Source organism: Pseudomonas guariconensis, from assembly GCF_900102675.1.
Classification (GTDB): domain Bacteria; phylum Pseudomonadota; class Gammaproteobacteria; order Pseudomonadales; family Pseudomonadaceae; genus Aquipseudomonas; species Aquipseudomonas guariconensis.
Genome location: NZ_FMYX01000002.1, coordinates 397,559 through 412,320, shown reverse-complemented (window position 1 = coordinate 412,320; position 14,762 = coordinate 397,559). Strand labels below are relative to the sequence as shown.

Sequence of the window (14,762 nt, the reverse complement as noted above, 5' to 3'; positions counted from 1 at the left end):
ATGGCCGCGCCCCTGTCCGTCGCGATCCCCCAGGCCAAGTCGGCACCACGCAGTGGTGTCGCTCTGGGCGATCGACTCTTCGTCGTCGGCGGCAAGTGCTTGCTGCTGCTCCTGCTCATCCTCGCCGTGCTGATGCCACTGCTGGCGATCTTCTGGCGTGGCTTCAATGGTGAGGCCGGTCAAGGTGGCGGCCTGGTCGCCGCCCGTGAACTGTTCGCCAGCGAGAACTTCCACTGGCTGTTGGGCAACAGCCTGAAGGTCGCCTTCAGTGTCGCGGCCATTGTCGTGCCGCTGGCCTATCTGTTCGCCTATGCCTTGCAACGCACGCTGATCCCCGCCAAGGGGCTGTGGCGAGGCATCTCGCTGCTGCCGCTGCTGGCGCCGTCGATGCTGCCGGCGATCGCGCTGGTCTACCTGTTCGGCAACCAGGGCCTGTTGCGCGGGCTGCTGACCGATAACGTCTATGGCTTCTGGGGCATCGTGCTGGGCGAGGCGATCTACACCTTCCCCCATGCTTTGATGATCCTGCTGTCGGCTTTGACGTTGGCGGATGCACGTCTGTTCGATGCCGCGTCGAGCATGGGCGCCGGGCCCTGGCGCGCGTTTCGCAGCATCACCTGGCCCGGCACCCGCCAAGCGGTGTTCGCCGCGTTCTGCCTGGTGTTCACCCTGACCATCACCGATTTCGGCGTGCCGGTCGTGGTGGGAGGCGACTATCAAGTGCTGGCGCTGGAAGCTTACAAGGCGGTGGTCGGCCAGCAGCAGTTCGGTCGGGGGGCGTTGATCGGCATGGTGTTGCTGGTGCCGGCGTTGCTGAGCTTTACCGTCGATGCCTGGCTGCGCCGACGCCAGGGCGATGCCATGAGCGGTCGTGCGCAGGTGTTCCAGCCCCAGCCGTCGCGCCGCCGTGATGCGTGCTTCCTGGCCATCGTGCTGCTGGTCTGCGCGGTGCTGTTGCTGGTCATCGGTATGGCGGTGTACTCGTCGTTGGTAAAGTTCTGGCCGTACAACCTGTCGCTGTCGTTCAAGCACTATATGTTCGACGACACCGCCGGTGGCGGCTGGCTGGCGTACCGCAACAGCGTGACCATGGCGCTGGCCACGGCGCTGATCGGCAGCCTCGTGATCTTCACCGGCGCCTACCTGATGGAGAAGACCCAGGGCCAGCGCCTGCTCAACCAGTCCCTGCGCCTGCTGAGCTTCATTCCCATGGCGGTGCCGGGCCTCGTCCTTGGCCTGGGCTATGTGTTCTTCTTCAACCTCAACGGCAACCCATTGCACGTGTTCTATGGCGGCATGGCGCTGCTGGTGGTGTGCACCATCGCCCACTACCTGACCACGGCGCAGATGACCGCGACCACTGCCCTGCGCCAGCTCGACAGTGAGTTCGAAGCCGCCGCGCTATCGCTCAAGGCACCGTTGTACAAGCACTTCATGCGGGTGACCGTGCCGATCTGCCTGCCGGCGCTGCTGGACATCATCCGCTACCTGTTCGTCTCGGCGATGACCACCGTGTCGGCAGCGATCTTCCTGTACAGCCCCGACACCATTCTCGCCGCCGTCGCCGTGTTGAACATGGACGACGCCGGCAATGTGGGCGGCGCCGCCGCCATGTCCACTTTGATCCTGCTGACCAGCGCGACCGCTTCGCTGCTGCTGGCCGGTGCATCCCGCGGCCTGCTGCGCCGCTCCCAGGCCTGGCGCCAGCGTGCGCCCGGCCATTGACCGACTGCCAACCCTGTAAGGAACCGCATCATGTTCAAGCCCCTCGCACTTGTCGCTGCCGTATCCGCCGTGTTCAGCCTGCAGGCTTCGGCCGCCGGGACCCAACTGACGGTCTACACCGCCCTGGAAGCCGAGCAGCTCAAGAGCTACAAGCAGGCCTTCGAGAAGGCCAACCCGGACATCGAGATCAAATGGGTGCGTGACTCCACCGGTATCATCACCGCCAAGCTGCTGGCCGAAAAAGACCGCCCGCAGGCAGACGCGGTGTGGGGCCTGGCTGCCTCCAGCCTGGCCATCCTCGACCAGCACGGCATGCTCGAAGCCTACGCGCCCAAAGACCTGGGCAAGATCTCCCCCAACTACCGCGACGCCGCCAACCCGCCTGCCTGGGTCGGCATGGACGTCTGGGCTGCCACCCTCTGCTTCAACACCGTCGAGGCCGAGAAGCAGGGCCTGAGCAAGCCGGTGAGCTGGCAGGACCTGACCAAGCCTGAGTACAAGGGCAAGATCGTCATGCCGAACCCGGCCTCGTCGGGCACCGGCTTCCTGGATGTCAGTGCCTGGCTGCAGACCTTCGGCGAGCCTCAGGGCTGGGCCTACATGGACGCCTTGCACCAGAACATCGGTCAGTACGTCCACTCCGGGTCCAAGCCGTGCAAGCTGGCTGCGGCCGGTGAGTTCCCGATCGGTATCTCCTTCGAGTACCCGGCCGTGCAGCTCAAGCGCCAGGGCGCGCCGCTGGATATCATCCTGCCCAAGGAAGGCCTGGGCTGGGAAATCGAAGCCACCGCGGTCATCAAGGGCTCGCCGAAGGCCGAGGCTGCCAAGCGCCTGGCCGACTTCTCGGCAAGCCCTGCGGCCATGGAGCTGTACAAGGAAAACTTCGCCGTGCTTGCCGCCCCTGGCATCGCCAAGCCGCAGACCGAGCTGCCGGCAGATTACGAGCAGCGCCTGATCAAAAACGATTTCGCCTGGGCCTCGAAGAACCGCGACGAGATCCTGAGCGAGTGGCGCAAGCGCTATGACGGCAAGTCGGAGAAAGTCGCTCAGCAGTAATCGCGGCTAGTCTCTTGCGAGGGCCGCTTGCCCTCATTCGCGGGTAAACCCGCTGCCACAGGGATGATGCTGAACCTTGTGGCAGCGGGCTTACGCGCGAATGTATTGGTACCTAATTCTGGAGATGAGCAATGCCCACCCCCGAACAGATCATCCATGCCACTTTCACTCTCTACGAACGCCACGGCGCCGACGACTACATCGGCGAGGCGATCACCCAGATCGAGCACATGTCCCAGGCCGCCGAATTGGCCATGGCCGAGGGTTTCGACGATGAAGTGGTGTTGGCCGCGTTCTTCCATGACATCGGCCATCTGTGCGGGGAGGGCGAAGGGGACATGGGCGGCTATGGGGTGGTCAGCCACGAGCGGATCGGGGCCGAGTACCTGCGTCGCTGCGGTTTCGGCGAGCGCATGGCGCGGTTGGTGCAGTACCACGTCGAGGCCAAGCGCTACCTGACCTTGCGCCAGCCGGGTTACTACGACCGCCTGAGCGAGGCGAGCCGGCGTACGCTCGAATATCAAGGCGGGGTGATGAGCGATGCCGAGGCCGACGCATTCGAGCAGGACCCGTTGTTCAAGGTCAGTCTGCGCATGCGCGAGTGGGACGAAATGGCCAAGGAGGTCGGGGTACCGGTGATCGACCTGGCGCTGCTCAAGGAAAAGGCCCTGGCGTTGCTCTGACAGACCTCTACGCGGCTAAACCCGCGAAGGGATCTACAAGTCGTTCACCAGGGCTTCGAGTTGCTCCTGCCGCTCGGCCTGATTGACTCGCGCGCCAGGGTTGAGCGTCGACCACTGGGGGTGCGCCCGGGCGCGCTTGAGGGCCTCGGGCAGCTTGCCCTCACGCCAGGCTTTTTCATCCGGCTCGCTTAGGCGGATGCTGTCTTGCGCGGCATGTCCGCGGCTGTCGAGCGCTACCATCAGCTGTTGTTGGCGCAGCGCCAGCAGGCGCAGCACTGTGTCGTCCACGGTCAGTTCGCGCTGGCCTTTGAGCTTGCCCATCAGGCGCGACCCATAGTTGCGCGCCGTTTGCAGTGCGCCACCGGCAATGGCCCCGGCCAGGGCGGCGGCACCCAGGGTCAGGCCACCCACCAGCAGGTCCACGCCAGCCCCGGCGGCAGCCCCGGCCGCCACGCCGCTGCCCAGGCGCACGCCGAGCAGCTTCAAAGTCTCCGGGTTGAACAGGTCATCCCCCCAGCGCCCATCGAGCAAGGGCAGGTCACCGGCATGGGCGTCGTCGCGACGGAAGGCATAGAGCTTGAGCAGTGCTTCGACGCAGCGTTGCTCGCGTTGACGCACCTCATGACGCAGGGTTTCGATGGCTTGGGCTTCGGCGGCAGGTTCGGCCTCGACGCTGCGTCGGCAGGCGGCGCAGTCGAGCAGCAACTCGGCGATCAAGCGCTTGGCACTTTGCTGGCGTGCCTTGCGCTGGGCTTGCTGGTCGTCGATCAAGCGTTGCAGGGCGGGGCGGGCGTCCTCGAGCAGCAGGGCCAGGCTCTCGTACAGGCGCCGTTCGCCATCCTCGGGCGGCGCCACGCTGTCGAAGCGCACCAAGGCGTGCAGGCCAAGACGGGCGAGGGCTTCGCGCCACTGCGGCTCGCGATGTTGCTGGCTGGCGACGAAGTTGAGCACGGGCAGCAAGGGCTTGCCGCAACTGGCCAGGACTTCCAGCTCATCGCGGTACTTGGCCAGCACCGGCTCGCGGGCATCGATCACATAGAGCCCGGCATCGCTCGCCAGCAGTTGGCGCAGGACCTTGGCTTCCTGTTCGAAACGCTGGCGCGCCTCGCTGCCCTGGAGAAACCGCTCCAGCCGTGCCGGGCCGTCCAGGCGTTCGCCGGGGCGTTCCAGGCGTTCCAAGTAATCGAGCAGGGCGATGGCATCTTCCAGGCCGGGCGTGTCGTACAGCTCCAGCAGCGGCTCGCCGTCCACCGACAGCCGCGCGCCCTCCACGTGACGGGTGGTGCTGGGCCGGTGGGAGACCTCGCCGAAGCTGACGTCACGGGTCAGGGTGCGCAGCAGGGAGGTCTTGCCGACGTTGGTGTGGCCGACCACGGCCAGCTTCAGGGGCTCAGTCATGGCCGTGCTCCAACCAGGTCATGGGCGAGGTGTCGGCGTGGGGCAGGCCGAGGCGATCCAGGGCGTCATGCCAATCACCCAGGCGATCGGCGTCCAGCGGCTCGCCTGGGAGGGCCTGGAGCAGCCAGATGCGTGTGGCCCCTGCGTTACGTGCCAGTTCGGCCAGCAGTGCGAGGCTGCCACGGTCAGGCGAGCGACGGGGGTCGCAGGCGATGGCCAGGCGGGCTGGCGGGAAGCGGCTCAGTTGCTCCAGCAGCTTGTTGCGCGATTCGCGGCTGTCCAGCACGCCCGCGTTGGCCACGGTCTTGGGCAGAATGGGTGGCCAAGGACGCTGGTCATCCAGCTCCAGGCCGACCAGCAGGGCGCCGCCATCCTGAACGCCCAATTGGCCGGCCCGGAACTCGGGCAGGGCGTGAGGCGCGGCGTCCTGCACGCCGAGCCGTTCGCTGCTGGGCATCAACACATCGCGCAGGTGGCTGTAGCCGGGCAGGTTCAGGTCCAGCTTCAAACGCGCGCGACCCTGATGCCAGTGCCACAGGCAGAGCAGGGCGAGCAACAGGCGCGGCAGCAAGCCGTACACCAGCACCACGCCAAGCAACCAGCTGGCCCAGGCCTGGCGTGCCAGGTCGAGCGCGGGCAGGGTGTCGCCGCTGGCGCGGATCAGGGCTTCATCGGGCACCGCGAAGCCCAGTAACGAAGGCAGAGCGCCGAGGGTCTGGGTCAGATGGATGAACGGTTCTGCGGCGAGCAGGGTGGTTTCCCAGACGAAGCCGTAGCGCCGGGTGGCCAGCAACGCCAGAAGCATGCCCACTGCGGCGACCATTGCCAGCAGCCACAGGCCATGCACCAGCGCGCCGAGCAGCCAGCGGTTGAGCCGTTGGCGTTGTAGCATCACCAGCAAGGCGGGGGCCAGGTGCGCGGCCTGCGCATCGCGGGCCAGTCGTTCGCTGAGCCATAGCCACAGACGGCCAAGGCCTGTGTCGTGCTCGCCGGCCAGCAACAGCCCGGCGGCCCATCCCAGCAGCATCAGCAGGTTCAGCCCCAGCAGGCTGCCCAGGGCCCAGAACACATTCACCGGGCGCTGCCCGTCGCCCAGGGCCGCCAGCCCCAGGCCGGCGCCGCTGAGAACGGCCAGTACCATCAGGGCCAGCAGGGCCAGGCGCGCGCCCTGTTTCCAATGGCGCAGGGCGTGGGTCATACCATCGCGTTCGGCCAGCCACAGCGCGCGCGTTTCGATGCGCGCCGCCAGGTCGCCACCTTGTTGGCGGGCGCGGCGGTTGGCTTCCTGATCCTCCAGGGGGCCGGCCTGTTCCTCGCGCAGGCGCACCGCTTCGGTAAGCCAGCGTTTGTCGAATAGGGTGGGTGCAGTCACGAGCTCTTCCATTGCACAAGTCAGGGCAAAGCATAACCCAGGCGTCGGGTGCTATCCTCGCCACCATGAATACATCACTCCCCCTCAGCCTGATCGCGGCACTCGCCGAGAACCGTGTGATCGGCATCGACAACACCATGCCCTGGCACCTGCCGGGGGACTTCAAGTACTTCAAGGCCACCACCCTGGGCAAGCCCATCATCATGGGGCGCAAGACCTGGGATTCGCTGGGCCGCCCCTTGCCGGGGCGCCTGAACATCGTGGTCAGCCGCCAGCCGGGCCTGCAATTGCAGGGCGCCGAGGTGTTTCCCTCGCTGGAGGCAGCTCGGGTACGGGCCGAGCAGTGGGCGCGGGAACAGGGCGTCGGCGAGCTTATGTTGATCGGCGGGGCGCAGTTGTACGGGCAAGCGCTGGAGAAGGGCTTGGTCAGCCGCATGTACCTGACCCGGGTGGAGCTATCGCCGGAGGGGGATGCGTGGTTCCCTGAGTTCGACAAGGCTCACTGGCGCTTGGTGTCGAGTGAGCCGCAGGCCGAGGAAGGCAAGCCTGCGTATCACTTCGAGGTGTGGGACAAGGTTTGAAACTACCGGGGCTGCTTTGCAGCCCTTCGCGGGTGAACCCGCTCCCGCAAGGATCACCACCAACCCTGTGGGCGCAGATTTACCCGCGAAGCAGTCGCCACGGAGCTAGGAATGGCTCAGCTCGGCATGGGCATCATCGGCCAGCACCTGCTGGTCGGTCTGCTTGAGCAACTGGCTGGTGACTACGCCTGCCGTCATGGAGCCGTTCACGTTCAATGCAGTGCGACCCATGTCGATCAGCGGCTCCACGGAAATCAGCAACGCGACCAGCTCCACCGGCAGGCCCATGGCGGGCAGCACGATCAGCGCAGCGAAGGTCGCGCCGCCGCCCACACCGGCTACACCTGCCGAGCTGAGGGTGACGATGGCCACCAAGGTGGCGATCCACAGTGGGTCGAAGGTATCGATGCCCACCGCAGGCGCGACCATCACCGCCAGCATGGCCGGGTACAGGCCGGCACAGCCGTTCTGGCCGATGGTGGCGCCGAACGAGGCGCTGAAGCTGGCGATGGACGGCGGAACGCCCAGGCGCCGGGTCTGCGCTTCGATGTTCAGCGGGATGCTCGCTGCGCTCGAGCGGCTGGTGAAGGCGAAGGTGAGCACGGGCCAGACCTTGCGCAGAAAGCGCAGCGGGCTGACGCCGGTCGCGGCCAGGATCACGCCATGCACCACGAACATCAGGCCCAGGCCCAGGTACGACACCACCACGAAGCTGCCCAGCTTGAGGATGTCCTCGAGGTTGGAGCCGGCGACCACCTTGGCCATCAGCGCCAGCACGCCGTAGGGAGTGAGCTTCATCACCAGGCGCACCAGGCGCATCACCCAGGCCTGCAGGGTATCGATGGCCGCCAAGGCGCGGTTGCCCTTGTCGGCGTCGTCCTTGATCAGTTGCAAGGCAGCCAGGCCCAGGAACACAGCGAAGATGACCACGCTGATGATCGAGGTCGGCTTGGCCCGCGCCAGGTCACCCACCGGGTTGGTGGGGATGAACGACAGCAGCAATTGCGGGATGTTGAGGTCGGCGACCTTGCCCGCGTAGTCGCTGTGGATGGTTTGCAGCCGCGCGGTTTCCTGGGCGCCGGCCACCAGGCCGTCGGCGCTCAGGCCGAAGAGGTTGGTCAGGGTGATGCCGATCAGCGCCGCGATCGCGGTGGTCAGCAACAGGATGCCGATGCTCAGCACGCTGATCCGGCCCAGGGACGATGCGTTGTGCAGGCGAGCCACGGCGCTGAGGATCGAGGCGAAGATCAGCGGCATCACGATCATCTGCAACAGGCCCACGTAACCGTTGCCGACCAGGTCGAGCCAGGCGATCGTCGCCTTGAGTACCGGATGGCCCGCGCCATAGAGCGTGTGTAGCACCAGACCGAACGATACGCCCAGCACCAGGCCGAGCAGGACTTTCCGGGCCAGGCTCCAGTCGGTACGGCGGGTTTGCGAAAGGCCCAGTAACAAGACCACGAAGGCCAGCAGGTTGAGTGACAACGGCAGGTTCATTGAAGCTCCAGGGTAAAGCACAAGAGGCATCGCCTCTGATTGAGCGATTGCGAACGCAAATGCTAACAGCCTGAAAACAAACGAATTTATACCCAAATCGAATGTGCTTAGTCGTTTCTGGAATATAAAGGCGTCGCACCTGGAACATCACGTGGCGCGTGGAGAAGGTTCGACGTCGCTGTCGGGCCCTTGTAGTGGCGGGGGTTTGTCTAGCGTTGCAGGTCCACTGTTCAGGAGAACTTGCAATGAAGTCTGCTCCGAAAGTACTCGCGGCGGGCCTGGCCCTGCTGCTGAGCGTCGAGACCTGGGCCACCGAGCTCAAGCACTGGCCCGCAGAGGCCGCCAAGCAGTTGGACAGCATGATCGCCGCCAATGCCAACAAAGGTAACTACGCGGTGTTCGACATGGACAACACCAGTTACCGCTTCGACCTGGAAGAGTCCCTGCTGCCGTTCATGGAAAACAAAGGGCTGATCACCCGCGACAAGCTCGACCCCTCCCTGAAGCTGATCCCGTTCAAGGACACCGCTGATCACAAGGAGAGCCTGTTCAGTTACTACTACCGCCTCTGCGAAATCGACGACATGGTCTGCTATCCCTGGGTGGCCCAGGTGTTTTCAGGCTTCACCCTCAAGGAACTGAAGGTGCAAGTCGATGAGCTGATGGCCTCCGGCAAGCCGATCCCGACCACCTATTACGACGGCGACCAGGTCAAGCAGATGGAGGTGCAGCCGCCGAAGGTCTTCACCGGGCAGACAGAGCTGTACAACAAGCTGATGGAAAACGGGATCGACGTGTACGTGATCTCCGCAGCGTCCGAGGACTTGGTGCGCATGGTCGCCTCGGACCCCAAGTACGGCTACAACGTCAAACCGCAAAACGTGATTGGCGTCAGTCTGTTGCTAAAGAACCGCACCACCGGGCAGTTGACCACGCCTCGCAAGCAGATCAGCGAAGGCAACTACGACGCCAAGGCCAATCAGGAGCTGGAGCTGACACCCTACCTGTGGACTCCGGCCACCTGGATGGCAGGTAAACAGGCCGCCATCCTCACCTACATCGACGAATGGAAAAAGCCCGTGCTGGTCGGCGGCGACACCCCCACCAGCGATGGCTACATGCAGTTTCACAGCGTCGATGTGAACAAGGGCGGCATCCATCTATGGGTCAACCGCAAGGCCAAGTACATGGACCAGATGAACGGGATGATCGCCAAGAACGCAGCGGCCCAGGCCAAGGAAGGGCTGCCGGTGACGGCGGACAAGAACTGGGTGATCGTGACGCCGGAGCAGATTCAGTAGCTCCTGTGTTGCTTGATTGGATTCGCGGTTAAACCCGCTCCCACAAAAAAACCGGCGCACGGGGCGCCGGTTTTTTTATGCCTTCAGGCCTTAAAGCCCTTCGAGCATCGCCTTGTTGCGCACAGCGCCTTTATCGGCGCTGGTGGCCAGCAGGGCGTAGGCCTTCAAGGCGGTGGTCACCTTGCGTGGGCGGGCTTCGGCAGGCTTCCAGCCTTTCTTGTCCTGCTCGATGCGACGGTGCGCCAGTTCCTCGTCGCTGACCAACAGGTTGATGGTGCGGTTAGGGATGTCGATGAGGATCTTGTCGCCGTCGCGCACCAGGCCGATGGCGCCGCCTGCAGCGGCTTCCGGCGAGGCGTGGCCGATCGACAGGCCCGAGGTGCCGCCAGAGAAGCGGCCGTCGGTGAGCAGGGCGCACGCTTTGCCCAGGCCCTTGGACTTGAGGTACGAAGTCGGGTACAGCATCTCCTGCATGCCCGGACCGCCTTTGGGGCCTTCATAGCGAATGATCACCACATCGCCGGCCTTCACTTCGTCGGCCAGGATGCCGCGCACGGCGCTGTCCTGGCTTTCGAAGATCTTCGCGTTGCCTTCGAACACCAGGATCGAGTCGTCGACACCGGCGGTCTTCACCACGCAGCCGTCCAGGGCAATGTTGCCGTACAGCACCGCCAGGCCACCTTCCTGGGAGTAGGCGTGCTCGACGCTGCGGATGCAGCCTTCGGCGCGGTCGGCGTCCAGGGTGTCCCAACGGGTCGATTGGCTGAAGGCGGTCTGGGTCGGGATGCCGGCAGGGCCTGCCTTGAAGAAGGTGTGTACCGCTTCGTCATCGGTTTGGGTGATGTCCCACTTGGCGATGGCTTCTTCCATGCTGCGGCTGTGCACGGTCGGCAGGTCGGTGTGCAGCAGGCCGCCGCGGGCCAGTTCGCCGAGGATGCTGATGATGCCGCCGGCGCGGTGCACGTCTTCCATGTGGTACTTCTGGATGTTCGGCGCCACCTTGCACAACTGCGGGACTTTACGCGACAGGCGATCGATGTCGCGCAGGTCGAAGTCCACCTCCGCTTCCTGGGCGGCGGCCAGCAGGTGCAGGATGGTGTTGGTCGAGCCGCCCATGGCGATGTCCAGGGTCATGGCGTTCTCGAACGCCTTGAAGCTGGCGATGCTGCGCGGCAGGACGGACGTGTCGTTCTCGCCGTAGTAGCGTTTGCACAGCTCGACGATGGTGCGGCCAGCGGTCAGGAACAGCTGTTCGCGGTCGGCGTGGGTGGCCAGGGTGGAGCCGTTGCCCGGCAGGGCGAGGCCCAGGGCTTCGGTCAGGCAGTTCATCGAGTTGGCGGTGAACATGCCGGAGCACGAACCGCAGGTCGGGCAGGCGCTACGCTCGTACTCGGCGACTTTCTCGTCGCTGGCGCTGGAGTCGGCGGCGATGACCATGGCGTCGACCAGATCCAGGCCATGGCTGGCCAGCTTGGTCTTGCCGGCTTCCATCGGGCCACCGGAGACGAAGATCACCGGGATGTTCAGGCGCAGGGCGGCCATCAGCATGCCGGGGGTGATCTTGTCGCAGTTGGAGATGCACACGATGGCGTCGGCGCAGTGGGCATTGACCATGTATTCCACGGCGTCGGCGATGATCTCGCGGCTCGGCAGGGAGTACAGCATGCCGTCATGGCCCATGGCGATGCCGTCGTCGACCGCGATGGTGTTGAATTCCTTGGCCACGCCTCCGGCGCGTTCGATTTCGCGGGCGACCAGCTGGCCCAGGTCCTTCAGGTGCACGTGGCCTGGGACGAACTGGGTGAACGAGTTGGCGATGGCGATGATCGGTTTCTTGAAGTCTTCGTCCTTCATCCCGGTGGCGCGCCACAGGGCACGAGCGCCGGCCATGTTGCGGCCCTGGGTGGAAGTCTTGGAACGATAATCAGGCATGAAGCACTCCTGGCGGCTTAATCAGGTCACAAAATGGGGAGTGAGCTTGTCTTTCCTTTGCGCCGAAGGCCGGTTGCCGCTGGCACGGATGAGGCCGAAAGCGTCACGGGATCGCCGTGTGCTCGACCAGAGCTCATAAACCCGCCGGGGATGTCTGGCGATGAATAGGCCGATTCTACACCGCTGGCGCGGCGAGGGAATGGTTCAGGTACAGGTGGTACGTTTTGAGCTTGGAGCTACGAGCTTGGAACTACAAGCTGCAAGACGGGTGCGGTGAGGCTACCCTCTTGCAGCTTGCAACGGTCAGCTGTTGGGCAGCAGGCGGCAGGTGATGCTCTTGATGTAGCGGGTCTCGGGGATCGCTGGGTGCACGGGGTGGTCTGGGCCTTGGCCGCCGCGCTCGAGCAACTGCAGGTTGCGGTCCAGGTGGCGGGCGCTGGTCAGCAGGATGTTGTGCAGGTCGTCCTCGGGCAGGTGCATCGAGCAGGAGGCGCTGACCAGGATGCCATCCTTGGTGAGCATGCGCATGGCTTGCTCGTTCAGGCGACGATAGGCAGCCTCGCCGTTTTTCAGGTCCTTCTTGCGTTTGATGAAGGCGGGTGGGTCGGCAATGATCACGTCGAAGCGTTCCTCGGCGGCCTTGAGCTCGCGCAGGGCCTCGAACACGTCGCCTTCGATGCAGGTCAGCTTCTCGCTGATACCGTTGAGCGCTGCGTTGCGCTCGACGCCGTCGAGGGCGAAGCCCGAGGCATCGACGCAGAACACTTCGCTGGCGCCGAACACACCGGCCTGCACGCCCCAGCCACCGATGTAGCTGAACAGGTCCAGTACACGCTTGCCCTTGACGTAGGGGGCCAGGCGCGCGCGGTTCATGCGATGGTCGTAGAACCAGCCGGTCTTCTGGCCATCACGCACAGGCGCTTCGAACTTCACGCCGTTCTCCTGTAGCGGGACCCAGTCCGGGACTTCCCCGTAGACCGTCTCGACATAACGTTCCAGACCTTCGGCATCACGGGCGGCGGAGTCGTTCTTGAACAGGATGCCGCTGGGCTTGAGCACCTGCACCAAGGCGGCGATCACATCGTCCTTGTGCGCCTCCATGGTGGCCGAGGCCAGTTGGACCACCAGCATGTCGTAGAAGCGGTCCACCACCAGGCCCGGCAGCAGGTCGGAATCGCCGTAGACCAGGCGGTAGCAGGGCTGGTCGAACAGACGCTCGCGCAGGGAAAGGGCCACATTGAGGCGGTGAACCAGCAGCGACTTGTCCAGGGGCAGCTTGGCGTCACGGGACAGCAGCCGTGCGCAGATGAGGTTGTTCGGGCTCATGGCCACCACGCCCAAGGGCTTGCCGTTGGCGGCTTCGAGGATGGCCTGCTGACCGGCCTTCAGGCCTTGCAGCGGGGTTGCGGCAACATCGACTTCATTGCTGTAGACCCACAGGTGGCCGGCGCGCAGGCGGCGGTCGGCATTGGCTTTGAGGCGAAGGCTGGGCAGGGACATGACGTCGCTCCGGGAAAAAAGAGCGGGATTATAGCGTGTTGGCCATACGCTGAGCGTTGCCCCGTCGGTTTTCCGCTGCCCGGACAAGCGCTTTTTCGGGTCAACCCCTCCCACAGGGTTCAGTGGTGCCCAGCGACACCGCTTAGCCTGTGGGTACGGGGTTGCCCGCGTCTCAGGCCAGCGCCTTGACCAGCTGTTCGCTGAATGCCGGAATGTCGTCGGGCTTGCGGCTGGTGATCAGGTTGCCATCGACCACCACTTCTTCGTCGACCCACTCGCCGCCAGCGTTGCGGATGTCGTCCTGCAGGGTCTTGTAACTGGTCAACCGGCGCCCCTTGGCCAGGCCACAAGAGACCAGCAGCCAGGCGCCATGGCAGATCACGGCGAGCGGCCTGCGGGCCGAATCATGGCTTTTCACCAGCTTCTGGGCAGCCGGGATGATCCGGATGGTATCGGAGTTCTGCACCCCGCCTGGCAGCACCAGGGCGTCGTACAGGTCCAGGCTGGCGCCTTCGAAGGTGGCGTCCACGGCGAACTCATCAGCGGGCTTGTCATGGTTCCAGCCGCGCACCGTGCCTTCCTTGTCGCTCAGGATATCGACCACCGCGCCGTTGCGTTCCAAGGCCTCGCGTGGGCCGGTCAATTCCACCTGCTCGAAGCCATCGGTGACCAAGAAAGCCACGCGCTTGCCGTTCAGTATTGCACTCATGGGAGGTTCTCCTTTGAGGGTGGGTCTTGAGAGTGCAGGCCAGTGGCGTGGGGGAAAGTTCCGGCGCAGTGCGCCAGTGGTGGGTGCCCTGCCGGGCGGAGGACGGTAGAATTCGCCGTCCTCAATGTATGTGTGCACCATGTCCCAGGAACTCAGCCCCGAACAGATCCAGCAGGTCCTGCAAGGAATCAGCATCGCGCCGCAACCGCAGATCATGGTCGATCTGCAGTTCGAGCAGTACATGCCAGACCCGGACCTGGACACCATCTGCCGGCTGATCGCCCAGGATCCGGGGCTCTCGGGGGCCTTGCTCAAACTGGTGAATTCCCCGCACTTCGGGCTGGCCGACAAGGTCGGTTCGATCCAGCGCGCCGTGGCGCTGTTGGGCAGCGGTTCGATCATCAACCTGATCAACGCCTTGTCGATCAAGGGCGAGATGAGCGATGAAACCATCGTCACGCTCAATCGCTTCTGGGACACCGCCCAGGACGTGGCCATGACCTGCCTGACCCTGGCCAGGCACACCGACATCCCGGCCGTGGACGAGGCCTATACCCTGGGCTTGTTCCATGATTGCGGCGTGCCGCTGATGCTCAAGCGCTTCCCCGACTACATGAGCGTGCTGGAAACCGCCTATGCCCAGGCCAGCGAGCAGACGCGGGTGGTGGACACCGAAAACCGCATGTTCAACACCAACCATTCGGTGGTGGGTTACTACACCGCCAAGTCCTGGCGCCTGCCGGAGCACATCACGGCGGCCATCGCCAATCATCACAATGCCCTGGCAGTGTTTCGCGACGACGCTTCGGGCGATACTCGACTGAAGAACCTGCTCGCGGTGCTGAAGATGGCCGAGCACATCTGCGCCTCTTACCGGGTACTGGGCAACCAGGCCGAAGACCATGAGTGGCAGGTGGTCGGGCCCTTGGTGCTCGACTACATCGGCCTGTCGGAGTACGACTTCGAGCACCTCAAGCAAACCATTCGCGAATTGGGCGGACACTGAAA

At 64.6% G+C, this 14,762-nt stretch carries 12 protein-coding genes; 6 read left to right on the top strand and 6 right to left on the bottom strand.

Annotation, left to right across the window (positions count from 1 at the left end; genetic code table 11):
- The 3 genes from BLS27_RS04755 to BLS27_RS04745 all read left to right on the top strand — a co-directional run bounded on the left by BLS27_RS04755 (position 1) and on the right by BLS27_RS04745 (position 3,464).
- Positions 1-1,725, top strand: a complete 1,725-nt coding sequence (locus tag BLS27_RS04755) for a putative 2-aminoethylphosphonate ABC transporter permease subunit (protein WP_090343411.1) — start codon at positions 1-3, stop codon at positions 1,723-1,725.
- 30 nt (positions 1,726-1,755) lie between these two features.
- A complete protein-coding gene (locus tag BLS27_RS04750) occupies positions 1,756-2,781 on the top strand; it encodes a putative 2-aminoethylphosphonate ABC transporter substrate-binding protein (protein WP_090343408.1) in 1,026 nt (341 codons plus the stop codon).
- A 131-nt stretch (positions 2,782-2,912) separates the two neighbouring features.
- Positions 2,913-3,464 (top strand): phosphonate degradation HD-domain oxygenase, encoded by a 552-nt coding sequence (locus tag BLS27_RS04745; protein ID WP_090343406.1) that lies wholly within the window; start codon positions 2,913-2,915, stop codon positions 3,462-3,464.
- Positions 3,465-3,497: 33 nt separating this feature from the next.
- Here BLS27_RS04745 and BLS27_RS04740 read toward each other — a convergent pair whose 3' ends face one another.
- On the bottom strand, positions 3,498-4,862 hold the full coding sequence (locus BLS27_RS04740; protein WP_043208676.1) for a GTPase/DUF3482 domain-containing protein: 1,365 nt from the start codon (positions 4,860-4,862) through the stop codon (positions 3,498-3,500).
- Complete coding sequence (locus BLS27_RS04735) at positions 4,855-6,246, bottom strand: DUF2868 domain-containing protein (protein WP_090343403.1); 1,392 nt, start codon at positions 6,244-6,246, stop codon at positions 4,855-4,857. The genes BLS27_RS04740 and BLS27_RS04735 overlap by 8 nt, the downstream gene beginning before the upstream one ends.
- Before the next feature lie 53 nt (positions 6,247-6,299).
- Between BLS27_RS04735 and BLS27_RS04730 the strand changes: the two genes are divergently transcribed.
- Positions 6,300-6,815, top strand: a complete 516-nt coding sequence (locus BLS27_RS04730) for a dihydrofolate reductase (RefSeq protein WP_043208669.1) — start codon at positions 6,300-6,302, stop codon at positions 6,813-6,815.
- A 105-nt stretch (positions 6,816-6,920) separates the two neighbouring features.
- On the opposite strand, the gene BLS27_RS04725 is transcribed toward BLS27_RS04730, so the two are convergent.
- Positions 6,921-8,312, bottom strand: a complete 1,392-nt coding sequence (locus BLS27_RS04725; protein WP_090343401.1) for an L-cystine transporter — start codon at positions 8,310-8,312, stop codon at positions 6,921-6,923.
- Positions 8,313-8,557: 245 nt separating this feature from the next.
- Here BLS27_RS04725 and BLS27_RS04720 point away from each other — a divergent pair, with 245 nt between their 5' ends.
- The gene (locus BLS27_RS04720) at positions 8,558-9,613 is read left to right on the top strand and encodes an HAD family hydrolase (protein ID WP_043208665.1); all 1,056 of its coding nucleotides are present in this window, start codon (positions 8,558-8,560) and stop codon (positions 9,611-9,613) included.
- A gap of 90 nt (positions 9,614-9,703) precedes the next feature.
- On the opposite strand, the gene ilvD is transcribed toward BLS27_RS04720, so the two are convergent.
- The 3 genes from ilvD to BLS27_RS04705 all read right to left on the bottom strand — a co-directional run bounded on the left by ilvD (position 9,704) and on the right by BLS27_RS04705 (position 13,754).
- Positions 9,704-11,545 (bottom strand): dihydroxy-acid dehydratase, encoded by a 1,842-nt coding sequence (gene ilvD, locus BLS27_RS04715; RefSeq protein ID WP_070571736.1) that lies wholly within the window; start codon positions 11,543-11,545, stop codon positions 9,704-9,706.
- Between the two features lie 303 nt (positions 11,546-11,848).
- On the bottom strand, positions 11,849-13,045 hold the full coding sequence (locus tag BLS27_RS04710) for a class I SAM-dependent rRNA methyltransferase (RefSeq protein WP_043208660.1): 1,197 nt from the start codon (positions 13,043-13,045) through the stop codon (positions 11,849-11,851).
- A 172-nt stretch (positions 13,046-13,217) separates the two neighbouring features.
- Positions 13,218-13,754 (bottom strand): type 1 glutamine amidotransferase domain-containing protein, encoded by a 537-nt coding sequence (locus BLS27_RS04705; protein ID WP_043208659.1) that lies wholly within the window; start codon positions 13,752-13,754, stop codon positions 13,218-13,220.
- A 193-nt stretch (positions 13,755-13,947) separates the two neighbouring features.
- Here BLS27_RS04705 and BLS27_RS04700 point away from each other — a divergent pair, with 193 nt between their 5' ends.
- Entirely contained in the window at positions 13,948-14,760 is an 813-nt protein-coding gene (locus BLS27_RS04700) for an HDOD domain-containing protein (protein WP_178113791.1), read from the top strand.
- Positions 14,761-14,762: the final 2 nt, after the last annotated feature.